A 22976-nucleotide genomic window follows, 5' to 3' on the forward strand; every position below is an offset into this window, starting at 1 on the left:
TTGTGGACGATTTCAGCGAGGCGCACATTAACAAGGGCGACCATGGCGATATTGCCCGACACGCTAATTGAGCTGGATGGCGACTTCTTGGCGGGTGATAAACGTTGACGCCGGAAATAGAAAAATGAGTATCTAGTCCAAGAGCAGAACCTCGTGGGCGGCCCGTTCGCCGGAACGCACCGCGCCTTCCATCAGTCCGTGCATCGCGGTGGCGGATTCCGTTCCCGCCCAGTGGATACGGCCCACCGGCCGGCGCAGTGCGCTGCCGTAGGTGGTGAGAACACCGGGGGCGAAGTGGGCCATCATCCCGCCGAGCGACCAGAGTTCGGCCGACCAGTCCGTTTCCAGATAGTCGGTGGGCGTCAGCGCCTGCGGGCCGAAGCGTTCGGCGAGCGCCGCCAGCCACAGCTCGCGCCGCTGCTCGGCGCCCAGTCGGCCCAGGTGCAGGGCGCTGGGGCCGAACGCGTAGCTGCTGAGCACACCCGGCCGTCCCGAGCGCGGGGTCTGGTCGATGGTGACGGCCACCGGTGACTGGGGCGCCAGGGTCTGCCCGGAGAGCTGCTGGCCGCGCCAGAACGGTTCGGGGTGGACGGTGTGCACCCGGATGACGGCGCCGGGCACCAGCCGTTGCAGCAGATGGCTGTGGACGGCGGGCAGGGGCGGGTCGTAGACGATCCGTGCCGCCGTCGCGGGCGGGGTCGCCACGATCACCCGCCGGGCCCGTACGGTGAGCCCGTCGCCGGTCACCTGGGCGTCGTCGCCGTTCTGGGTGATGCGCGCGACGGGACAGGAGAGCCGTACCGCCTCGCCCAGGCCCTGGGCCATCCGCACGGCGAGTTCCGGTACGCCGCCGTCGACCAGGTGGGTCTCGGTGCGCCGGCTGTCGATGTAGTACGTGAACCCGCCGCCGCCACGGGCCAGTACGAGCGAGCCCAGCAGCGAGACCTCGGCCGGGTCGGCGCAGAACAGGAGGCTCATCGTCGCCGCGGCCAGTCTGCGGGCCGTGGCCGAGGGCAGGTTGACGGGGGAGGAGAGCCACTGCGCGAGCGTGCGGGCGTCCATCGCCCGGGCACCGCGGGCCTGCCAGGGGGTGTCGACGGGGAGGCGGCGCGCCTTCCGGTCCAGGCGGGCGAAGGCCACAGCGAGGGAGGCGACGGCTCCCGCGCCGACCTTGGGGATGGTGCCGCGGTAGCGGTGGTTGGCGCCGTCGAGGCGGACGATCTGGTCGCCCTCCTCGTGCTGGGGATACACCGGCAGGTCGTACTCCCGGCAGAGCGCGAACATCCGCTCCTGGCCCTTGCCCAGCCAGGTCCCGCCCACCGACACCACCGTGCCGCCGGGCATCCGCCGGTTCCAGACGCGCCCGCCCACCCGGTCCCGGGCCTCCAGGACCATCACCCGGCGGCCGGCTCGCGCCAGTTGCCGCGCGGCGGCCAGACCCGCGAACCCCGCGCCGATCACGCACACATCCGCATCGCGGCTTTCCATGGTCCACCTCTACGGCGCCGCACGCCGCCGTGCCGTCGCGCCGCGCCCACGGCCGTCGGGCGGTGGCCCGATGACACCTGTCCGGACGATCGGCCCGGGTCCGGACGGTCGCCGAGTGGGGTCAGGGCAGCAGGACGGCCTTGCCGCGGTTGCGGTGGGCCTCCAGGTCCGTGTGGGCCTGTGCCGCTTCGGCCAGGGGGTAGGTGCGCCAGATCGGTACGGTGAGCTTGCCGGCGGCGGCCAGCCGCACCAGCTCCGGCAGGGGCTCCTCGGCCTGGTCGGAGTCACCGGCGCTGAAGCGGACGCCGTGCTCCGCGGCGGACATGTCGGCGATGGTGATGACGTGTGCGCTGTCCCCGGTCAGAGCGACGGAGTCGGCGAGCACGCCGGCGCCGGAGGCGTCGAGGACGAAGTCGACTCCCCGGGGAGCCAGCGCCTTCACCCGCTCCACCCAGCCGTCGCCGTAGCGGACGGCGGTGGCTCCGAGTGAGGTGACGCGCTGGATGTCGTGCTCGCCGACCGTTCCGACGACGGTGATGCCGTCGGCGACGGCCAACTGCACCGCGACGGTGCCGACGCCGCCGGCGGCGCCATGGACGAGCAGGGTCTGGCCCGCCTGCACGCCCAGCTGGCGCAGCACACGGAACGCGGTCCGGCCGACCGTGACCAGCGAGGCGGCGGCCTCCCACGACAGGGCCTGGGGCTTGGCCACCGGCCGGTCGAGCAGGGCGTACTCGCCGTAGCTGCCGCCGGCGGTGGCACCGAGGACCTCGTCGCCCACGGCGGCCTCGGCTCCCTCGCCGACGGCATCGACGACACCGGCCGCGTCCAGGCCGGGGACCACGGGAAAGCGGGCGGGGACGCTGCCGGCCATCAGACCGGACCGGAACTTCAGGTCGAAGGGGTTCACGGAGGCGGCCCGCACCCGGATCCGGACCTGGCCCGGTCCGGGCTCCGGCGTGGTGACCTGCGACAGCCGCAGCACCTCGGGCGCGCCGTACTCGGAGAAGGTGATCGCTTTGGACATCAGGAACTCCCAGCTGGAGGCCGTTCAGGAGGTGAGGGTGGCCAGGAACAGCGCCTCATGGACGATCATGTCCGCGGTCCCGTCCTCGATCAGCTTCAGCGCGTCCGGGCCGGTGACGTCGGGGTGGGCGGCCCGACGCGAACGCCTCCGGCTGCGGCGATCGGGAAGCCGGGAGAGGATGACTGACATGGCTGACATAGCTGACATATCACAATCGTCGAAGACACATTCTCCGTGGCGTACGCCGGGCGACATGGCGGGCGCGGCCGTCGCGGCGGCACGGACGGCCGGGCGTGCGGTTGCCCACCCCAAGGCCACGCTGGAGCGCGCCCGCCGGCTGACCGATGTCCTGCCCGCGCTGCGTCAGGCGTTGACGCCGATCCTGACCGGGCGGGTGGACGACTGGCGCGGGGAGTACGCCTACACGCTGGGCGAGCAGGCCTACGTCTACGGATTCCCGTACCTCTACAACGCCCAGCTGCGCCACCAGTGGGTCACGCAGGAACGCGACCCGGAGACCGTTCCGTACGCGGCCGTCAACCATTTCTGGCACGCGCGGCGGCTGATGGACGCCTCCTATCGGGACGGCGGGTGCCCCAACAACGACACCCTGTACTCGCTCGCCTGGGTCGATGTGAGCGCGGAGCCGGTCGTCCTGTCGCATCCGGACATGGGCGACAGGTACTTCACGTTCGAACTGGCCGGGATCACGTCGGACAACTTCGACTACGTCGGCCAGCGCACCACCGGCTCACAGGCGGGGCACTTCGCCATCACGGGACCGGGGTGGGAGGGCCAACTGCCCGACGGAGTGCAGCGCACGGCACAGGCACCCAGCCCTTGGGTTCTGGTGCTGGGCCGGACGCTCGTCGCCGGTGAGGAGGACGTGCCCGAGGTCCGCGCGCTGCAGGAGCGGTACCGGCTCACCCCGCTGAGCCTGTTCGGGAAGGAAGGGCACACGCTCCCGGCACGTCGTGACGTACTGGAGCCCGCGGACCCGGCCAAGGACCCCCTCGCTCCCTGGAAGACCCTGAACGCGATGCTGGCCGAGAACCCGCCGCCCGCGCACCACGAGGTGCTGCTGAGGCAGTTCGCCGAGATCGGTGTCGGGCCCGGGCTCGACGTCGAGCTGCAGCCCGAGATCGTCAAGCGGTCCCTGATCCGGGCCGCCGCCACGGGGATGCCGCTGCTCAAGCAGCAGATGCTCAGCGGCGACTGGGCGCGTCTGGTCAACGGCTGGCGTTATCCGCCGCCTGAGATAGGGCGCTTCGGCGACGACTTCCTCAAGCGCGCGGCAGACCAGTCACTGGTCGGGATCACCGCCAACGACCCCGCCGAGGCGGTCTATCTGCTCTGCTACGACGACGCCGACGGCGCGAAGCTGTCCACCGGCCGCTACCGGTTGCGCTTCGAGCCCGGCAACCTCCCGCCGGTGGAGGGGTTCTGGTCCCTGACCGCCTACGGCGAGGACATGAACCTGATCGCCAACGACATGCGCCGTTACTCGATCGGCGACCGGACCCCCGGGCTCGTCCATGACTCCGAGGGCGGGCTGACCCTGCATCTGCAGGCGCAGTCGCCGGGCCGGGACCGGGAGGCCAACTGGCTGCCCACACCCGAGCAGGGCCTCTGGTTCGTCATCCTGCGCATGTACCGGCCCCGTCCCTGGGTCGTGGACGCGACGTGGGAATGCCCTCCGCTCGAACGCCTCACCTAGAGGCGCGCAAGGGGGATTCCGGCGAACGACGGGACAAGGCCCCGACGAAGGAGCAGACATGTCTCAGACGACTCCGACGGCCGCCCACCTCGGCGATCTGCGCGATGTCCGATACGGCGAGATCCTCCTCATCTCCCCGGGTGACGACGGCAGTCTGGAAGCCGCCGTCTACAACACCATCGGCCTCAACGACTGTCCCCTCGATCGGTGGAGGGCCCTGGATCCCGAGTCGCTGGCCCAGCAGTTCGCGGTGCCGGTGGTCTATCTCAACGGCCCCCGCTTCTGGCTGTTCGACGAACTCAGCGCCTTCGTCGTCGGCGAGGTCGCCACGTTCGGCGGCATCGAGGCCAGACGGGTCGCCAAGGTCCGTATCCCCGCGGGACTCGAACTGACGCACGGCCCGGGGAAGGAGGCCTACGTCGACATCGTGGTGGAACGGGACACCGAGTACCGGTTCCTGGCCGACAGGCCCGTGCACAGCCTGCTCACCCCGGACGGCAAGACCTACGTCATGCAGGCCTACTCCCAGATCGTGGACCCGGGCCAGACGATCGGTTCGCTCGCGGGCCTCGGCGAGCGGCTGAGCCTTCCGCAGGGCTGGCGATACCAGGTCGACACCCCCACCGAGGACCTGCTCATGCGCCCGGTGGCCGGCGAGGCCCACGTGCTGCAGGACGAACTCGAGAACACCTACATGCTCCTCGCCCACTGAGCGGCGGCGCGCGATGGATCGTCTTCGCGATGACGCGCGATGCCCGTTTCCCCGCGCACCGGCTGATGCGGCGGGTCGGTCCCCGCGGTGATCTACGGCGCGACGATCGCCCCGCACCCGGCCGTGTTCCGGACGACTGGGCCGCAAGAAAAGGGCGTTCGGCCTGGGGCGCTTTGAACCGGCGGTCGCCAATTGCGCGTCGGTGTGGTCGCCGGGGCGCCCTGCGCGCGGTGCGTTTTCGTTGTGCGCGCAGGGCACGGCCCGTTCCTGTCGCCTGCCGAGGGCGAATTACTTGCTGATGGCGAAGCGCATCAGGGCGTGTTCGTCGCCCTGCTTGATCTTCCCCGTCACATTGATCACTTCGAGCTTCCAGTTGCCGGCGACCCGTACGGCCTTCGCCACGGCGCAGCCGTTGTCCTGGGTGAGCAGGCTCGGCCAGATGTCGGCGACCTGCTGGGAGCTGCCCCCGGTCGCGTCGTACACCTTGAAGCTGATGTTGCGGGCCTTCTGGAAGGAGCTGCCCTTCTTGAAGGCGGCGGCGATGAACACGATGGACGTGATCTGCGGCGGTATACGGGCGAACTCGACCGTCACCGTCTCGTCGTCGCCGTCCCCGCGTCCGGTCTGGTTGTCGCCGCTGTGGACCAGGGAGCCGTTGCCCATGGGGTCGAGGGAGTCGAGTCCGGCGAGCCGCACCGGGTCTCTGTCCTGCATGGCGACGGCGATCAGGTCGAGGTCGGTGCCGGTCTTGCGGCGGAGCATTCCCACCACGCCACCGCTGGAGCCGGCGGTGGGGTCCCAGGACACACCGATGGACAGGTGGGTCACTCCGTCCAGATCCGCCGGGCCGTCTTCTTTCTTGAGCGTGATCATGCGTGGTTCATCCTCTGGGTAAGGGGACTGCGACAGGCAAAGTGTGCCTGGAGTCTTCGGCGTTGGGCCGACTGGGCCCCCTGCGCCGAGCCGGCGCCCCGAGGGACCGCACCGCTGCTACAAGCGGATCGATGATTCCGGTTCTCTATCAGGAATTCATACTGCCTGCGCGTAAATCTGGTCATCGGAGGCCGGGACAACTCTTCCGGGTGACGCAATTACCCGAATGCCACACGCCTCGCCTCCGGTGGTACTCGTTAAGTGACCGTGACAGGGAGAGAAGGGTGTGGAGCCGTGAACCAGTCGCCTTACGTCAAGGGCCACACGCTGGCGGGCGCTGCTGCGGGGCTCGGTTACTACTCCGATCTTTTGGATGATTTTCTGGATGAGATCAGGAAGTTGGAAAGTGAATATATGAGAGCGATGCGGGATCGGTGCGGCGGCGCCGGCGCCGTACCGGTCATGATCGGATCCCGTGCTCTGGACCGTACTTCCTGAACCTGGGCGCGGAGGGCTTTCGAATGGACAGGAATTATGATGAAGCCGGTCTGTATGATCTTCACTACGCCCTGAGAACCGACCATGACACGCTGAACCAGCCTGTCTACGACCTGAGCCAGCCTGTCTACGACGCGGTCTCGTACCCCCAGCAGTCCTGGACCAACCCAGTACAGCCGGACATGACGCAAAAGGCCTGGGACCTGGACGAAGAGCTGGCCCAGATGCTGTCCACCGCGACCAGCCAGGAATCCACGCACATCCCGCCGGACCGACCGCACCGCAGGAGCAATCGGCGGCGGCTCCGGGCGGACTCCCACTTCCTCGACGGCGGCCAGCGGGTCACGCACGTGACGATCCTGATCGCGGCGATCCTGGTGTGCGCGGCGTGCATGCTCGGGTGGTCCATCGCCTACTCGTACGGCCAACTGCACGGCATCGCCTTGTCCGTGCTGCCCCCGAAGCTGGCGCGCTGGTGGCCGCTCATGGTCTACGGACCGTGGTTCGTGGCGGCCCTGTCCATCGTGCGGGCCACGGTTCAGCGGCGGGACACCCGGCGGTCCTGGTGCGTCATGCTGGCCGCGTCCGCCATGGCCGTGGCGCTCTCCATCAGCCATTCCTCGCGTTCCCACCTGGCGTTCGTGATGGTCGGACTGCCGCCGGTCACCGCGCTGGTGTGCTTCTGGGAACTGGTCGGCCAGGTCTCGTCCGGATGCCGGCCCCGGCATGCCGCGCATGCACAGCGGCGCACCAAGCCCTGAGCCCCACCCGGACTTCTCGGCCCTCTCCCGGCAAGGGAGAGGGCCGAGTTGCGTGTGGGGCTCAGTGCGCTGTCGTGCCCGCGGTCAGTGCCTCGCGCAGCCACAAATCCGCCGCGCCGAGGGTCGGGTGGGGCGTGAGCTCTCCCGCCAGTTGCCAGTAGCGGGACATCACCGGGTGGTCCGCGGCGGCCAGCCGGACGGTGAGGGCGCGGCGGAAGCCGGGGGTGTCCCGGGTGTCCAAGGCGCGGGCGTGGGCGGCGACGTAGCAGTCCAGGGCCTCGCCCGGACCGGGGGAGCGGTCGGCCCGCAGGGCTGTCTCCACCAACTGGTAGGCCTCGTACAGGCCGTCGTAGAGCAGATCAGGGTGTGCGGCGGGGGCGGGCCGGTGGGACGTGAGGCAGTGGTCGGTGGCGTCCTTCGCCAGGGCGTGCAGCCGGGCGAAGGCGAGGACCTGCTCCGGAGTCGGGTCGCAGGGCGGCTGCGGTACGGCCGCCTCGGTGACCGCGGAGCGCAGCCGGGCCGAGAGACGCACCGGCAGCAGACGGCGCCAGTAGTGCGCGAGCGCGGAGGTGCTCGGCGGGACGCTGACCGCCCCTATCAGCTCCAGGCGTTCCGCCAGTTGTTCCGGGGCGCCCTCGTGCAGGGCCCGCAGGGCGGCCTCGCGCCAGCGCAGGGCGGCCAGTTCGGTGCCGAGGTCGTCCAGCCGGCGCGCAACCACCGCCTCCAGACCGTCCCAGGAGTCGCTGTCCCCGGAGTCGAGAGCGCGCCCGATCTCGGGAACGGGCACGCCGAGGGAGCGCAGTGACCGGATGGTGCGCAGCCGGGAAAGCGCCTCGAGGCCGTAGCGGCGGTGGCCTCCGGTGCTCCGGGTGGCCTCGGGCAGCAGGCCCCGGTCCGAGTAGAAGCGGACCGTCTTGACCGTGGTTCCCGCCCGCGAGGCGAGTTCGCCGATGCTCAGGGTGCCGTCTGCGGACAAGAGTTGAACCTCCCTCAGGGGGAGTTCCTAGGTTACCCGCGACGAACCCGCCCCTGGAGGTGCTGATGTCCGTATTCATCCTGGTCTCCGGCCCGTTCACCAACGAACGGATCTGGAGCGAAGTGACCGGCCCGCTGCGTGAGTCCGGCGCCGAGGCGCACCCCGTGACGCTGAGCATGCGGCCCGAGGCCGACGTGGAGACCCATGTCGAGGACGTGGTCCGGCTGATCGACTCCCTCGACGCGCCCCGACTGGTGCTGGTCGGCCACGACTACGCCATCCACCCGGTGCTCGGCGCGGCGGACCGCCGCCCGGACCGGGTCGCCCGCATCGTCTACCTGGACGCCGGGCTGCCGGAGGACGGCGACCGGGCGCTGACCCTGGTGCCCGACCCCACGGTGCACCACCTGCTCGGCGCGGACGGCGACCCCGGGCCGGTCCCGGCGCCAAAGCCGCGGGAGTGGCCGCGATGGGGCAGCACGGAAGGGCTGTCCCCGCGGCGGCTGGCGCTGCTGAGCGACCTGGCCGCCCCACAGCCGCCACGGACGCTCACGCAGCCCCTGCGCCTGACCGGCGCCGCCGCGGATGTGCCGACCACCGGAATCCTGTGCACGGCGGGCGGCACGACGATCGAGACGGTCCAGGCGCTGGTGCGCACCGGTCCGCCGCAGTTCCGGAAGCTGGCCGTCCCACAGGTGGGATTCTTCGAACTGGCCACCGGCCACTGGCCGATGCTCTCCTGCCCGGACGAACTGGCCGAGGTGCTGCTGCGCGCTGCGGCGGGCGAAGGACGCAGGCTGACCGCACCCGAGGACGAGTCGCCGTACCTGAGTCCCTTCCTGCTCGACGTCCCGGAGGCGCCGCGGGTACGGAACGGGCGACTGGACCTGCATCTGCCGCAGCCCGCCGCGATGGGGCCGCGGCCCGCCGTTCTGTTCGTGCACGGCGGCCCGGTGCCGCGCGACCGCGACCCCGGGCTGCGCGACACGCCGTTCTACGTCGGCTACGGCCGTCTCGCGGCAAGCCGGGGAGCGGTGGGCGCGGTCGTGGGACACCGCCTGCACGGCATCGCCGAGTACCCGCAGGCCGCGGACGACGTGGCCGAGGGCGTCGAACTGCTGCGGGCCGACCCCCGTGTGGACCCGGACCGGATCGCCCTGTGGTTCTTCTCCGGGGCGGGACTGCTCGCCGCGGACTGGATCGCCGCCCCGCCCGCGTGGCTGCGCTGCCTTGCGCTCACCTATCCGATCCTGGAACCGCTTCCGGGCTGGGGCGCGGTCGGCGACCGGTTCCACCCGGTCGACGCGCTCCCGGCCGACGGTGGGGCGCTGCCGCCCCTGGTGCTGACCCGCGCGGGTCTGGAGACACCGCAGATCGGCGACACGGTCGAGAAGTTCGTGAGCGCGGCGGAGGAGAAGAAGGCTCCCGTCGAGATCATCGACGTCCCGCACGGCATCCACGGCTTCGAGATCCACAACCGCACCGACGAGTCCCGCGAGGCCGTGACCCGGGCCCTGCGCACGGTGCTCGGACACCTGGGGATGTGACGACAGGACCTAGGGATGCCCGACCGAGGCCAGGCGGGTGTCCAGCCAGTCGAAGACGCGCTGCTCGAACACCGCGCGGCCGATCGGCTCGCAGTGCAGGTGCGCGCCCTCCTCCTCGGTGAAGCGGACCAGGTGCTTCGGGCCGGGAAGCGCGTCGTACAGGCGCTGCGAGGCACCCGGCCAGAAGTGCTCGCCGTCCGGGTCGGTGATCAGCAGCGGGGTGGTGATCCGGCCGACGAACGGCATGACGTCGTACTTGGACACCTCGGTCAGCAGGTCGAAGGGGGAGTCGATGCCGTACGGCTTGGCCCGCCAACGCCACATCGCGGCCAGTGCCGGGTCCCTGCCCAACACCTCCGTCATGATCTGGTCGAAGGCCGTGCGGTCGCCGGACTCCCACAGGGCACGCAGTTCGGGGCCGAGGTGGTGCCACCAGCTGTCCGCGACCGCGACGACGCCCGGGTCGGCGACCGCGGCGGCGATCCGGTGCTCGAACGCGAGTGCTCGGGGGACCCAGTAGCCGGCCTGGCTGATGCCGGCCAGGACGATCCGCCGGGGGTCGACGTCGCCGCGGGCGAGGAGGAAGTCCACGATCGGGGTGATGACCTTCTCCCAGTCGGGCCGGAAGGTGACCCCGCGTTCGAACAGCATGGACTGCTGGCCGGGGCCGTCGAACAGCAGGACCCGGTACTCACGGGCCACCGCCGGCGCCCCGAGCATGGTCCAGGCCATGCTGATCGGGCCGTCGCTGCCGTTGTTGACGATCACCGTGGGCAGCGGCCCCAGATCCCCCGGCGGGCCGACGAGGTACCCGGGAAGCGACCCTCCCTCGTAGGGGATCGAGACCCGTTCCGCGGGCGGGTCGCAGGCCTGCAGGAACCGGTCGAAGCAGTCGCGGTGCGCCGCGAACACCTCGGCCAGGTTCGCCTCTGGGTCCGCCAGCCCGTCGACGGCCACCAGGGCGGTGCCCAAGTACCCGGCCGCCCGCAGATACGCGTCCCGGGCGCTCACCGTATGCTCCTCGGCCGCGCTCCTCTCGGCCTGCGCACGGACTGTGCGGGCCAGCGCGGTCCAGGCCGAGAACCAGGTCTCCGCGTGGCCGTCCGCCGCGACGGAGGTGGTGGCCAGTACCTCGCCGATGTCGGCGCCCTGCCGCCACGCCGAGCCCAGGGCGAGCAGGATCTCGTAGTTGTACTGGTCGTTCTTGCTGAACCGGTAGGTCATCGCTGCCTCCCGCTACGCCGTACGGCCGCCCCGGAGGACGCCCCCTGGAAGGCCCGGACCACCTCTCTCACCGTAGGAGCCCGCTCCCCGCGACGCACTCCGGAGTGGGAGGGCCGACGGCATGCGCGCGGCCCGCGCCCGCGGCAGGCTGGAAAAGCGGGGCGTGAGTCCCGGCGGGCGACGGGAGGAACTCCCATGGGCGAGCAGTCGACGCGGTCTACGACGGACACCCCGGCCAAGAAGCCCGTCGGTACCGGCGGGGCGTTCCTGTCGTTCGCGCCGTGGATCGTCTTCGGCGTGGTCGCGAGCCCCAGCACCTGGGAGTACGCGGCGCTGGCCGCGCTGATCGCCGTGATCGTCCTGTCGGGGCGGGACATCCTCCGGGGCAGGTTCTACATCCTGGACATGGTCGGCATCGTGTTCTTCGCCGTGATCACGGTCCTCGCGCTCGCCCTGGACCGCTCGCAGCTCCTGTGGCTGGAGACGTACGCCCTGGTCATCTCCAACGGGGTGGTGGCCGCCGTGGCGCTGGGATCGCTGTTCGTCGATCCCTTCACCGCCCAGTACGCCCGCGAGTCGACGCCCCGCGAGGTGTGGGACTCGCCCGTCTTCAAGCACATCAACCAGGTGCTGACCGCGGCATGGGGTGTGGTCTTCGCCCTCATCGCCCTCTCGACCTGGCTGGCCATCCGCTTCCCGTCGATGGACGACTGGTTCAACTGGGTCGTCCCCGTGGTCCTGCTGGTCGCGGTCGTCAAATTCACGGAGCGCTATCCCGAGGCCTACAAGCAGCGGGCGCTCGCGACCTAGCCGCGACGAGATCGCGACGAGAAGAGACGAGATCGCGATAAGAGGCGGAGAAATCGCGCCACTGGATCCGTACGGGCGGCTGCGGCGTCTTCGTGGGTATGGAGTTCGAAAAGTCGCCCGAGCCGCGGCGGCAGGAACCCGAAGGGTGCCTGGTCGTCGCCCTCCGCATCCCCATACGCATCGTCGTGCTCGTCCTCGTCGTACCGATCCGGATGGCCTGGGACGGCCTCGTCGTGGCCGGACGGTTCCTGACCGACACCGTGCTGCGACCGCTCGGGCGGGCGCTGCTGTGGATCGGCCGGGCCGTCTTCGTCTGGCCGTGGGTGGCGCTGTGGCGGTACGTCGTCGTACCGGTCGCGAAGGCGCTGGCCTGGGTCGGGCACGTGCTCGTGGTGGTACCGCTCGGCTGGCTGTACCGGTATGTGCTCACCCCGGTCGGGCATGCCCTCGCCTGGATCGGACGCGGAATCGGCGCCGGCCTGGAGTGGCTGTACGCGCGCGTGCTCACGCCGATCGGCCGCGGCATCGCCCGGCTGCTGAAGGGCGTCGGGATCGTGCTCGGCGCCGTCGGGCTGGGCGTGTACACCGCCGTCGCCTGGCTGGTGCGGTATCTGCTCGTCGTACCCGCCCAATGGCTGTACGAGTGGGTCCTCGCACCCGTCGGACGGGCACTGGTGTGGCTCGGCAACGCCGTCGTCACCGGCATCGGCGCCGTCCTGTACTGGACGACGCGTGTCGTTGTCGTCCTGCCCGCCCTCGCCCTGTGGCGCTGGGTGCTCGTGCCCGTCGGCCGCGTCCTCGCCGTCGTCGCGCGGGAGATCGGGGAGGCGCTCGGCCACGCCTGGCGGATCGCCGGGCGGATCTCGCTCGTCGTCGGGCGGTTCCTCGGGACCCTCTTCCGGTGGATGTTCGTGGAGCCGGTGAAGTGGGTGTACCGGACCGTCCTCACCCCGGTCGGGCACGTCGTCCGGGACGTCCTGCTGCGCCCCGCCGCCGAGGCCGGGCGCGCGGTGGGGCGGGCCACCCGGCAGGCCCTGGCCTCCGCCCGCGAGACGATGCGGCAGGCACGGGCCGACGTCCGGCGGATGCTGTTCGGCGAGCAGCGGCGCCCGGAGCCGGTGGCCCGGCGGGAACCCACGGGGCGTGAGACACGTACTCTTGGTAGCAGTACGACCGCTCTCACGAAGGACTGAACGACACTGGGCAAGCGACAGCCCGAAGGCCCGCCGCCCGCACCCGCGGTGCAGCGCATCCGACTGCGCTACACCAAGCGCGGCCGCCTCCGGTTCACCAGCCACCGTGACTTCCAGCGCGCCTTCGAGCGTGCGCTGCGCCGTGCCGAGGTGCCGATGGCGTACTCGGCGGGGTTCACGCCGCATCCGAAGGTGTCGTACGCCAATGCCGCACCCACCGGCACGGGCAGTGAGGCGGAGTATCTGGAGATCGCGCTCGCCGCGGCCCGCGACCCGGAGACGCTGCGCGTCCTCCTCGACGAGTCCCTGCCCACCGGGCTCGACATCGTCGACGCGGTCGAGGCAAGGACGACCGGGCTCGCCGACCGGCTGACGGCTTCCGTGTGGGAGCTGCGGCTGGACGGTGTCGACCCGGCCGACGCCGAGCACGCGGTCGAGGCCTTCATGAAGGCCGAGACCGTCGAAGTGCAGCGCACGACCAAGAACGGCGTCCGCACCTTCGACGCCCGTTCCGCGGTCGTGAGCCTGGAGAGCCTGCGGATCGCGGAAACGCACAGTTCGCAGGCTGATAGGCCGACCGACCAGCCCTGTGCGATACTGCGGCTGGTTGTTCGGCACGTGACGCCTGCCGTACGACCCGACGACGTCCTGTCCGGTCTCCGCGCCGTGGCCGACCTGGCGCCGCCGGTCCCCGCAGCGGTGACCAGGCTGGCGCAGGGGCTGTTCGATGAAGAGACCGGCACGGTGACCGACCCGCTCGCGCCCGACCGCGAGGCAGCAGCGACCGAGCCGCACCCGGCCGCCGCGACTGCCGCCGCGAAGGCGCCGGCGTAAGGAAGGTTCCGCGTAAGGACGGACGTCGTAGCGCCGCCCTCGTACTCGGGAGCCACCTGGGTCGGGCAGCGCACCGACCAGAAGACTTTCGCCAGGCCGTACGTGACATGGCGTACGGAACCGACGAGACAGGACACGGAGAGCTCCCGTGTGGCGCCCGCGCCCCGGACGGCGGCCATCGCGCATCGCGCGGGCCGCGGACGTCAACGGCGGTCGATCGATCCGATCGACGCCGGACCAGGCGCGGCGCCCGGGAGCCTGACGGGAGAAACGCCCGCATGCTCGAACCGACCGAACCCAACGAGGGTTCCGAACTGAACACCCCCAGCGACACCCTGCCGCCGCGGAGGCGGCGCCGTGCCGCATCCCGCCCGGCGGGACCGCCCGCCGAGGCAGAGACCGTGACCGAGGTCGTCACGCCGGCCATACCGGCCGCCGAGACCACCGAACTCGCGGAGACCGAGGAGAAGGCCGAGGTCGAGGTCGTCGAGGCGCCTGCCGCCGTCGAGGAGGCCGCGCCGGTCGCTCGTACGCGTCGTCGTGCGACGCGTCGTGCTTCTGCGCCTGCTGGTGCGCCTGCTGGTGCGCCTGCGTCTGCTGAGGCGGTCGAGGCTGTCGTGCCTGCCGTTGAGGAGAAGGCGGAGGCCGAGGTGGTCGAGGAGGCTGCACCGGTGGCGCGTACGCGTCGTCGTGCCTCTCGCCGTGCCTCCGCGCCTGCTGGTGCGCCTGCGTCTGCTGAGGCGGTCGAGGCTGTCGTGCCTGCCGCTGAGGAGAAGGCGGAGGCTGAGGCCGAGGTGGTCGAGGAGGCTGCACCGGTGGCGCGTACGCGTCGTCGTGCCTCTCGCCGTGCCTCCGCGCCTGCCGGTGCGCCTGCGTCTGCTGAGGCGGTCGAGGCCGTGGTGCCCGCCACCGGGGAGAAGGCCGAGGCCGAAGTGGTCGAGGCGGCAGCCGAAGAGGCCGCGCCGGTCGCCCGTACGCGTCGTCGTGCCGCCCGTCGTGCCTCCGCGCCCGCCGGTGTTCCCGTCGTCGAGGAGGCCGCCGTGGCCCCCGTCGCCGAGTCCGCCGAGCACGCCGAGAGCGCTGTGCCCGCGACGGTCGCCGTCGAGGCCCCCGCCGCCGAAGCGGCCGCCGAGGACGCCGCGCCGCGCCGTTCCCGGCGCCGGGTCGTGCGGCAGGCCGCGTCCGGGTTCTCCGAGCCCGCGCCGCAGCCCGCCCAGGCGGTCGCCGCCGAGCCCGCCGAGTCCGCCGAGCCCAAGTCGCGCCGTCCGGCGCGGCCCGCGGTGGCCGTGTTCCAGGCGCCCGTGTTCACCGAACCGAAGTTCCAGACCCCGGAGCGGGCCGCCGCCGAAGCCGCCGCCGAGGCGGCCGGGACCGAGGAGACCGAGGAGCTCACGGAGGAGCAGGCCGGCCCGCGCCGCCGTCGCCGCCGCCGGGGCGCCGGCTACGGCGAGGAGACCGAGGCCCAGGCCGTCGAGACCCCCGCCGAGACCCCCGCCGAGACCCCCGTCGAGGACGAGACCGAGGAGGCCGAGGAGCCGGAGGACTCGGTCGAGGACGCCGCCGAGGGCGACGAGGCCGAGGAGACCGGTGCGCGCCGTCGCCGCCGGCGTGGTGGCCGCCGTCGCCGCCGCGGCGAGGCCGGTGAGGGCGCGGACGCCGAGTCCGACGAGCTCGCCGCCGAGCAGGCCGCGCAGGACGCCGAGGACACCGCCGAGCAGGAGGAAGAGGACGACGAGGAGGCGCACGCCGAAGAGGGCGGCTCCGCCGGCAGCCGTCGCCGCCGCCGGCGCCGTCGTCGCGCCGGTGACACCTCCGCCGACACCGAGCCCGGCGAGGGCGACCCGGAGCGCACGGTCGTCAAGGTCCGCGAGCCCCGCAAGCCCGCCGAGCCGTCCGACGAGGTGCAGTCCATCAAGGGCTCGACCCGTCTGGAGGCCAAGAAGCAGCGCCGCCGGGAAGGCCGTGAGCAGGGCCGCCGCCGCGTTCCGATCATCACCGAGGCGGAGTTCCTGGCCCGCCGCGAGGCCGTCGAGCGCGTGATGGTCGTCCGGCAGAGCGGCGAGCGCACGCAGATCGGCGTCCTGGAGGACGGCGTGCTCGTCGAGCACTACGTCAACAAGGAGCAGTCGACCTCGTACGTCGGCAACGTCTACCTGGGCAAGGTCCAGAACGTGCTGCCGTCGATGGAGGCCGCCTTCATCGACATCGGCAAGGGCCGCAACGCGGTGCTCTACGCCGGTGAGGTCAACTTCGAGGCGCTGGGCATGGCGAACGGCCCGCGGCGCATCGAGTCCGCCCTGAAGTCCGGCCAGTCCGTCCTCGTCCAGGTGACGAAGGACCCGATCGGCCACAAGGGCGCCCGTCTGACCAGCCAGGTCTCCCTCCCGGGCCGGTACCTCGTGTACGTCCCCGAGGGCTCGATGACCGGCATCAGCCGCAAGCTGCCCGACACCGAGCGCGCCCGGCTGAAGACCATCCTCAAGAAGATCGTCCCCGAGGACGCGGGCGTCATCGTGCGCACCGCCGCCGAGGGCGCGAGCGAGGACGAGCTGCGCCGGGACGTCGAGCGGCTGCAGGCGCAGTGGGAGGACATCCGGAAGAAGGCCAAGAACGGCGGCAGCTCAAGTGCGCCTTCGCTGCTGTACGGCGAGCCGGACATGACCGTCCGGGTCGTGCGCGACATCTTCAACGAGGACTTCTCCAAGGTCGTCGTCAGCGGTGACGACGCCTGGGAGACCATCCACGGGTACGTCTCGCACGTCGCCCCGGACCTCGCCGAGCGGCTGTCGAAGTGGACCTCCGAGGTCGACGCCTTCGCCACCTACCGGATCGACGAGCAGCTCGCCAAGGCGCTGGACCGCAAGGTCTGGCTGCCCAGCGGCGGTTCGCTGGTGATCGACCGGACCGAGGCGATGGTCGTCGTCGACGTCAACACCGGCAAGTTCACCGGCCAGGGCGGCAACCTCGAGGAGACCGTCACCAGGAACAACCTGGAGGCGGCCGAGGAGATCGTCCGCCAGCTGCGGCTGCGCGACCTCGGCGGCATCATCGTCATCGACTTCATCGACATGGTGCTGGAGTCCAACCGGGATCTCGTCCTGCGGCGTCTGCTGGAGTGCCTGGGCCGGGACCGTACGAAGCACCAGGTGGCCGAGGTGACCTCGCTGGGCCTCGTCCAGATGACCCGCAAGCGGGTCGGGCAGGGGCTGCTGGAGTCCTTCTCGGAGACCTGCGTCCACTGCAACGGCCGTGGAGTGATCGTCCACATGGAGCAGCCGACCTCCGTCGGAGGCGGCGGCAAGCGCAAGAAGCGCGGCCGTGGCGGTGACGGACATGTGCACGAGCACGAGACCTTCGTCACGGAGGCAGCCGAGACCGCCGAGCAGGAGGCCGAGAGCGAGGCGGAGGCCATGGCCGAGGTCGTGGCCGAGGTCGCCGAGCCCGTCGCGCTGCCCGCCCCGGACATGGCGCCGGACGAGGAGCTGTACAGCAGCGTCGCCGAGGCGGAGGCCGCGGCCACCCGTGGCCGTACGCGCCGTCGGGCCGGCCGCCGGGCCTCGGCTCCGGCGGGCGCGCCCCGGAAGCAGTCGGCGAAGGCTGAGGCCCCGTCGGGCGACGCCGTGAAGGCGGAGGCCGAGGCGGAGGTCGCCGAGGTGCCCACCGCCCAGGCCGTCCCGGCCGCGGCGGAGGCCGCGCGTCCGGTGCAGCCGGAGCCGGCCGCCGAGGCGCTCGCCGAGCCCGCCGCCGTCGAGGACGCGGTGGTCGCCGCGGCGCCGGCCGAGGAGGCCGCGCCCAAGGGCCGTACGCGCCGTCGTGCGACCCGGAAGGTGTCGGCGCCCGCCGGTTCCCCCGCGGGTGCCGAGGCGGCCGTGGTGACGGTCGCCGAGGCCGCGCCCGCGGCCGAGGTTCCGGCCGCTCCCGTGGAGCAGGCTCCGGCCGTGGCTCCGGCCGAGGAGGCGCCCGTGGAGAGCGCCGCCCCGGTCCGCCCGCGCCGCCGTGCGGTGCGCAAGGCCACCGCGCCCACCGCGTCCGAGGAGACGGCCGTCGTGGTCGTCCCGTCGGCGGAGGCGCAGGAGCCCGCTGCCGCCGAGGCGGAGACCGAGGAAGCCGCTCCGGCCAAGAAGGCGGCTGCCCGCAAGACCGCCAAGAAGGCGACCGCGAAGAAGGCCGCCACCAAGAAGACCGCGGCCAAGAAGACGGTCGCGGCCAAGAAGACGACGGCCAAGAAGGCGGCCAAGACCGCCAAGACGGCCGCCGCCAAGTCGACGGCGAAGAAGACCACGGTCGCCGCCGACGAGGCCTGACAAGGCCCGAAGCGAGGTCTGCGGCCGGTCCCGGTGACCGGCCGCGGTCCCCCAAGCTCTCAGCTTCGTTCGAGCAGGGGGACCCCCACCGGGACCCGGCCGGTTTGACCCCCTCGGCCACGGCCCCGTAACCTTGACCGTCGGCGTGTCCACTGAACACGCCACATCCCCGTAAACCTCTTCCTCCCGGGCACACGGTTGGCCGGGAGAGGTTGCCCGTGACCATGCTGGGCGGCTGGCCTGCGGGGGTGCCGTTTCCGAGCGAGAGAGAGATCCGCGTGTACGCCATCGTGCGCAGCGGTGGTCGCCAGCACAAGGTTGCTGTCGGCGACATCGTTGAGGTTGACAAGATTTCCACTGCCAAGGTTGGCGACACGGTCGAGCTCTCGACCCTGCTCGTTGTCGACGGCGACGCTGTGACCAGCGACCCGTGGGTGCTGGCCGGCATCAAGGTCCAGGCCGAGGTCGTGGACCACCACAAGGGCCAGAAGATCGACATTCTGCGCTACAAGAACAAGACCGGCTACCGTCGTCGCCAGGGCCACCGCCAGCAGTACACGGCGATCAAGGTCACCGCGATCCCCGCGGCTGCGAAGTAAGGACTGAGGAGACATGGCACACAAGAAGGGCGCATCGTCCACCCGGAACGGTCGCGACTCCAATGCCCAGCGGCTCGGCGTGAAGCGCTTCGGCGGTCAGGTCGTCAACGCGGGTGAGATCCTGGTCCGCCAGCGCGGCACCCACTTCCACCCGGGCGCCGGCGTCGGCCGTGGCGGCGACGACACGCTGTTCGCGCTGCAGGCCGGTGCGGTGGAGTTCGGTACCCACCGTGGCCGCAAGGTCGTGAACATCGTTCCGGTCGCCTGAGCTCAGGCCTGACCCGAACGCTTTCGCGAGGCGGACCTCACTTCCCGGTCGGGAAGGCGGGTCCGCCTTTCGCGTGTTACCCAAAGAGATACCCCGTACGTTTCTGGAGGCACTGACCATGACCACCTTCGTGGACCGCGTCGATCTGCATGTCGCCGCGGGTAACGGAGGTCACGGCTGTGCCTCCGTCCACCGAGAGAAGTTCAAGCCGCTGGGCGGACCCGACGGCGGCAACGGCGGGCGCGGCGGCGATGTGATCCTCACCGTCGACCAGTCGGTCACCACGCTTCTCGACTACCACCACTCCCCGCACCGCAAGGCCACCAACGGCAAGCCGGGCGAGGGCGGCAACCGCTCCGGCAAGGACGGCCAGGACCTGGTCCTGCCGGTGCCGGACGGCACGGTCGTCCTGGACAGGGCGGGCAATGTGCTCGCCGACCTGATCGGGCACGGCACCTCGTACGTCGCCGCGCAGGGCGGCCGGGGCGGCCTCGGCAACGCGGCGCTGGCGTCGGCCCGCCGCAAGGCGCCCGGCTTCGCGCTGCTCGGTGAGCCGGGGGACCTCCAGGACATCGTCCTGGAGCTGAAGACGGTCGCCGACGTGGCGCTGGTCGGCTACCCGAGCGCGGGCAAGTCCTCGCTGATCTCGGTGCTCAGCGCGGCCAAGCCGAAGATCGCGGACTACCCCTTCACGACCCTCGTGCCGAACCTGGGCGTGGTGACCGCGGGCGCGACCGTGTACACCATCGCCGATGTGCCGGGACTGATCCCGGGCGCCAGCCAGGGCAAGGGCCTCGGCCTGGAGTTCCTGCGCCACGTCGAGCGGTGCAGCGTGCTGGTGCACGTCCTGGACACGGCGACCCTGGAGTCCGACCGCGACCCGGTCTCCGACCTCGACATCATCGAGGAGGAGCTGAAGCAGTACGGCGGCCTCGACAACCGGCCCCGGATCGTCGTCCTGAACAAGGTCGACGTGCCGGACGGCAAGGACCTGGCCGAGATGGTCCGGCCCGACCTGGAGGAGCGCGGCTACCGCGTCTTCGAGGTGTCGGCGGTGGCCCACATCGGTCTGAAGGAGCTGTCGTACGGCCTCGGCGACCTGGTCGCCAGGGCGCGCGCCGCGAAGCCGAAGGAGGAGGCGACCCGGATCGTCATCCGGCCCAAGGCCGTGGACGACGCGGGCTTCACCGTGACGCGCGAGGAGGTCGGCGGCGAGGAGCTGTTCCGGGTGCGCGGCGAGAAGCCCGAACGCTGGGTGCGCCAGACCGACTTCAACAACGACGAGGCCGTGGGCTACCTCGCCGACCGCCTCAACCGCCTCGGTGTCGAGGAGGAGTTGATGAAGGCGGGCGCCCGCTCCGGCGACGGCGTCGCCATCGGCCCCGAGGAGAACGCGGTCGTCTTCGACTGGGAGCCGTCGGTCATGGCCGGCGCGGAGATGCTCGGCCGGCGCGGCGAGGACCACCGGCTGGAGGAGCAGCGCCCCGCGGCCCAGCGCCGCCGCGACCGACAGGCCGAGCGGGACGAGGCCTTCCAGGAGTTCGACAGCTTCGATCCGTTCGAGTGACGTACCCGGACCCGGGCCACTGCTGAAGCCTTGAACGCCACCGCCGTGGCGGCCATCGCCCTGCTCGCCGCGACGGCCCCCCTGGCGCCAGGGCCCTGAAGCTGGACTTCGACGGCGACGGCTACGAGAACCTGGCCGTCGCCGGCCGGTCCGCGACCGTGGGCGGTTCCCGGCCGGCCGCGGCCGGCCCGGACGGGGACGGGGTTCGCGGACCTGCTCGTGGAGTCCGGGGCCGAGCAGTGGCAACAGGACGGCGCAGACCACCAGGCCGATCGGACCGTGCTGCGGGGAGGGCCCGCCGGGTTCGTCTCGGGCAAGGCGCTGCCCGCCGAGGGCACCGGCCGCAACCAGGCCCCGCTGGCCGTGACCGGCGACTTCAACGGCGACGGGCACCAGGACCTGGCCCGCAACGGCCCTGTGCTGTTCGGGCCCTTCGGGCGGGACGGGCTCGGCGACCTCGACGGCGGCGGCCGCGCGGACCTCGTCCTGGGCGAGGAATCCCTCCGGATCGTCCACGCCGGCACCTTTGCCGTCGTACCCGGCGGGCCGTTCGGGCCGACCAGCGTCGGCACCACGGTGTTCGGCCAGAACACCGTGAGTGTGCCGGGCACCGCGGAGAAGGGTGACTTCTTCGAGCCGGCCCTGCATCTGGCTTCGGCTTCGCCTACTGAGTCCGCGTCGTATTCCGATCTACCGTCAGACCCGTTGTGGCACAAGGGTGTTACGTGCCGCGACGGGTCTTCCGTTGTCTGCTTGTTTGTCATGCACGCGAAGGCTCCCGTTCAGCGGACGGGCCGTCCGGCCGTGGGAGCTTCCGAAGGTCCGAAGAGGTCACTGTGGCAAGGGAGTCAGCGAATGACCGCATCATCGCCCGACCGACGCCGCTTCATCACCGCGGGTGCCGCCGTCCTGGGCGCCGCGGCCTCGGCCCAGCTGTGGCTGCCGGCCACCGCCCGCGCGGCCGAAACACCGTTGCCCGACGGTGTGTTCAGCCTCGGCATCGCCTCCGGCGACCCGCTGCCCGACGGCATCGTGCTGTGGACCAGGCTCGCTCCCGACCCGCTGGGCGGCGGCGGTATGCCCGACGCCGTGGTGCCGGTGCAGTGGGAGATCGCCGAGGACGAGGGCTGCAGAAAGACCGTGCGCCGGGGCGTCGCCGAGGCCAGACCCGAGTACGGGCACAGCGTTCACGTGGACGTACGGGGCCTGCGCCCGGGGCGCACCTACTGGTACCGCTTCCGCACCGGCGGCCAGATCTCGCCCACCGGCCGTACCCGCACCGCGCCCCACCCGCACAGCAGGGGCGGCTCGCTGCGCATGGCGCTGGCCTCCTGCCAGAACTGGCAGCACGGCTACTTCACCCCGTACGCCGACATGCTGGCCCAGGACCCCGACTTCGTCCTCTTCGTCGGCGACTACATCTACGAGTCGTCGCCCTCGTCGACGGGCGTGCGCCGGCACGAGGGCAAGGGGGAGCCGTACACCCTGGTCCAGTACCGCAACCGCTACGCCCAGTACCGCACCGACCCGGACCTCCAGGCGATGCACGCGAGCGCGCCCTGGGTGGTCACCTTCGACGACCACGAGGTCGACAACGACTTCGCCGGCGAGATCCCGCAGGACCCCGGCAAGCAGTCGCACGACGCGTTCGTGGCCCGGCTGACGGCGGCCTACCAGGCGTACTACGAGCACATGCCCGTCCGCGCCACCGCCGTCCCGGACGGACCGCACATCCAGATGTACCGACGCCTGGAGTTCGGCCGCCTGGCCCGCGTCAACGTCCTGGACACCCGGCAGTTCCGCAGCGACCAGGCCACCGGTCAGGCCGGGGCCGAGGACCCGTCGATGACGATGCTCGGGGCCGCGCAGAAGGAGTGGCTGCTCGACGGGCTGCGGGACTCCCCGGCCCGCTGGAACCTGATCGCCTCCCAGATCATGATGGCCGAGACCGATCTGCTGCCCGGCGAGGGCAAGCTCTGGTTCTACGACGCCTGGGACGGCTACCAGGCCGAACGCAACGCGCTCCTGGAGGATTTCCAGGACGTCCGCAACCCGGTCGTGCTCAGCGGTGACCGGCACCTGACGATGATCAGCGATCTGAAGCGGGACTTCGCCGACCCGGACTCCGACGTCGTCGGCGCCGAGTTCGTCGGCACCTCCATCTCCAGCAACGGCGACCAGGACCAGGCCGCCTTCCACGCCCAGTGGGACCCGCTGAAGGCGGACAACCCGCACTGGAAGGTGATCGACGCCCACCGCGGCTACCACCTCTTCGACATCCGTCGCGACGGCATCGACGCCCAGGTCCGGGTCGTGGACACGGTGGTGAAGCCGCAGGCCACCGCGAGCACACTGGCGCGGCTGCGGGTGGAGTCGGACGAACCGGGTGTGAACCTGGTCTGAGGCGCCCGGGAAGGCCTCCGACGCTCTCGGCAGGGCCCTGGACCCCTGTACTCACAGCAGTCCCAGGGCCCTCTCAGGTGAGTCTCAGGTAAGTCTCTTACCGTCCGTTGACCATGGAGACGGACTGTTCGAGACACGTCCCCGCCCCGCTGCCGCCCGGCACCCGCCTGCTGCA

At 71.4% G+C, this 22976-nt stretch carries 19 protein-coding genes; 13 read left to right on the forward strand and 6 right to left on the reverse strand.

From position 1 onward, the window contains the following. Positions 1-132: 132 nt before the first annotated feature. From ACFY1J_RS02115 to ACFY1J_RS02125, 3 genes are all read right to left on the reverse strand, one after another. Positions 133-1488, reverse strand: a complete 1356-nt coding sequence (locus tag ACFY1J_RS02115) for a flavin monoamine oxidase family protein (protein ID WP_390706589.1) — start codon at positions 1486-1488, stop codon at positions 133-135. Between the two features lie 121 nt (positions 1489-1609). Next, the gene (locus ACFY1J_RS02120; protein WP_390730419.1) at positions 1610-2515 is read right to left on the reverse strand and encodes a zinc-binding alcohol dehydrogenase family protein; all 906 of its coding nucleotides are present in this window, start codon (positions 2513-2515) and stop codon (positions 1610-1612) included. A gap of 24 nt (positions 2516-2539) precedes the next feature. Continuing rightward, positions 2540-2713: a hypothetical protein gene (locus ACFY1J_RS02125; protein WP_390706587.1), complete on the reverse strand. Its 174-nt coding sequence runs from the start codon at positions 2711-2713 to the stop codon at positions 2540-2542. A gap of 55 nt (positions 2714-2768) precedes the next feature. Between ACFY1J_RS02125 and ACFY1J_RS02130 the strand changes: the two genes are divergently transcribed. Together ACFY1J_RS02130 and ACFY1J_RS02135 are read left to right on the forward strand one after the other, a co-directional pair. Then, positions 2769-4232 carry a DUF1254 domain-containing protein gene (locus ACFY1J_RS02130; protein WP_390730420.1) on the forward strand — a complete coding sequence of 488 codons (1464 nt, stop codon included), beginning with the start codon at positions 2769-2771 and terminating at the stop codon, positions 4230-4232. A gap of 58 nt (positions 4233-4290) precedes the next feature. Then, a complete protein-coding gene (locus ACFY1J_RS02135) occupies positions 4291-4944 on the forward strand; it encodes a hypothetical protein (protein WP_390730421.1) in 654 nt (217 codons plus the stop codon). Positions 4945-5232: 288 nt separating this feature from the next. Here ACFY1J_RS02135 and ACFY1J_RS02140 read toward each other — a convergent pair whose 3' ends face one another. Further along, entirely contained in the window at positions 5233-5817 is a 585-nt protein-coding gene (locus tag ACFY1J_RS02140; RefSeq protein ID WP_390706584.1) for a TerD family protein, read from the reverse strand. A gap of 294 nt (positions 5818-6111) precedes the next feature. Between ACFY1J_RS02140 and ACFY1J_RS02145 the strand changes: the two genes are divergently transcribed. Together ACFY1J_RS02145 and ACFY1J_RS02150 are read left to right on the forward strand one after the other, a co-directional pair. Beyond that, on the forward strand, positions 6112-6315 hold the full coding sequence (locus ACFY1J_RS02145) for a hypothetical protein (protein WP_363295144.1): 204 nt from the start codon (positions 6112-6114) through the stop codon (positions 6313-6315). Positions 6316-6338: 23 nt separating this feature from the next. Next, a complete protein-coding gene (locus ACFY1J_RS02150; RefSeq protein ID WP_390730422.1) occupies positions 6339-7076 on the forward strand; it encodes a DUF2637 domain-containing protein in 738 nt (245 codons plus the stop codon). Between the two features lie 61 nt (positions 7077-7137). On the opposite strand, the gene ACFY1J_RS02155 is transcribed toward ACFY1J_RS02150, so the two are convergent. Then, the gene (locus ACFY1J_RS02155) at positions 7138-8052 is read right to left on the reverse strand and encodes a MerR family transcriptional regulator (RefSeq protein ID WP_390730423.1); all 915 of its coding nucleotides are present in this window, start codon (positions 8050-8052) and stop codon (positions 7138-7140) included. A 65-nt stretch (positions 8053-8117) separates the two neighbouring features. Here ACFY1J_RS02155 and ACFY1J_RS02160 point away from each other — a divergent pair, with 65 nt between their 5' ends. Continuing rightward, positions 8118-9599: an alpha/beta hydrolase gene (locus ACFY1J_RS02160; protein WP_390730424.1), complete on the forward strand. Its 1482-nt coding sequence runs from the start codon at positions 8118-8120 to the stop codon at positions 9597-9599. Positions 9600-9608: 9 nt separating this feature from the next. Here ACFY1J_RS02160 and ACFY1J_RS02165 read toward each other — a convergent pair whose 3' ends face one another. Beyond that, positions 9609-10823, reverse strand: a complete 1215-nt coding sequence (locus ACFY1J_RS02165; RefSeq protein WP_390730425.1) for an alpha/beta hydrolase family protein — start codon at positions 10821-10823, stop codon at positions 9609-9611. Positions 10824-11018: 195 nt separating this feature from the next. On the opposite strand from ACFY1J_RS02165, the gene ACFY1J_RS02170 reads away from it, so the two are divergent. From ACFY1J_RS02170 to ACFY1J_RS02205, 8 genes are all read left to right on the forward strand, one after another. Further along, a complete protein-coding gene (locus ACFY1J_RS02170; RefSeq protein ID WP_390730426.1) occupies positions 11019-11633 on the forward strand; it encodes a hypothetical protein in 615 nt (204 codons plus the stop codon). A 98-nt stretch (positions 11634-11731) separates the two neighbouring features. Then, positions 11732-12826: a hypothetical protein gene (locus tag ACFY1J_RS02175; protein ID WP_390706578.1), complete on the forward strand. Its 1095-nt coding sequence runs from the start codon at positions 11732-11734 to the stop codon at positions 12824-12826. Between the two features lie 48 nt (positions 12827-12874). Further along, on the forward strand, positions 12875-13660 hold the full coding sequence (locus ACFY1J_RS02180) for a TIGR03936 family radical SAM-associated protein (protein WP_390730427.1): 786 nt from the start codon (positions 12875-12877) through the stop codon (positions 13658-13660). A gap of 278 nt (positions 13661-13938) precedes the next feature. Beyond that, entirely contained in the window at positions 13939-17964 is a 4026-nt protein-coding gene (locus ACFY1J_RS02185) for a ribonuclease E/G (RefSeq protein ID WP_390730428.1), read from the forward strand. A 278-nt stretch (positions 17965-18242) separates the two neighbouring features. After that, complete coding sequence (gene rplU / locus ACFY1J_RS02190) at positions 18243-18563, forward strand: 50S ribosomal protein L21 (RefSeq protein WP_100826193.1); 321 nt, start codon at positions 18243-18245, stop codon at positions 18561-18563. Between the two features lie 13 nt (positions 18564-18576). Beyond that, positions 18577-18831: a 50S ribosomal protein L27 gene (gene rpmA / locus ACFY1J_RS02195; RefSeq protein WP_023550764.1), complete on the forward strand. Its 255-nt coding sequence runs from the start codon at positions 18577-18579 to the stop codon at positions 18829-18831. A gap of 118 nt (positions 18832-18949) precedes the next feature. Next, complete coding sequence (obgE, locus tag ACFY1J_RS02200) at positions 18950-20398, forward strand: GTPase ObgE (protein WP_390730429.1); 1449 nt, start codon at positions 18950-18952, stop codon at positions 20396-20398. Between the two features lie 855 nt (positions 20399-21253). Next, complete coding sequence (locus ACFY1J_RS02205) at positions 21254-22801, forward strand: alkaline phosphatase D family protein (RefSeq protein WP_390706574.1); 1548 nt, start codon at positions 21254-21256, stop codon at positions 22799-22801. The last annotated feature ends 175 nt before the right edge of the window (positions 22802-22976 follow it).

Source organism: Streptomyces sp. NPDC001406 (genome assembly GCF_042895285.1).
GTDB lineage: Bacteria > Actinomycetota > Actinomycetes > Streptomycetales > Streptomycetaceae > Streptomyces.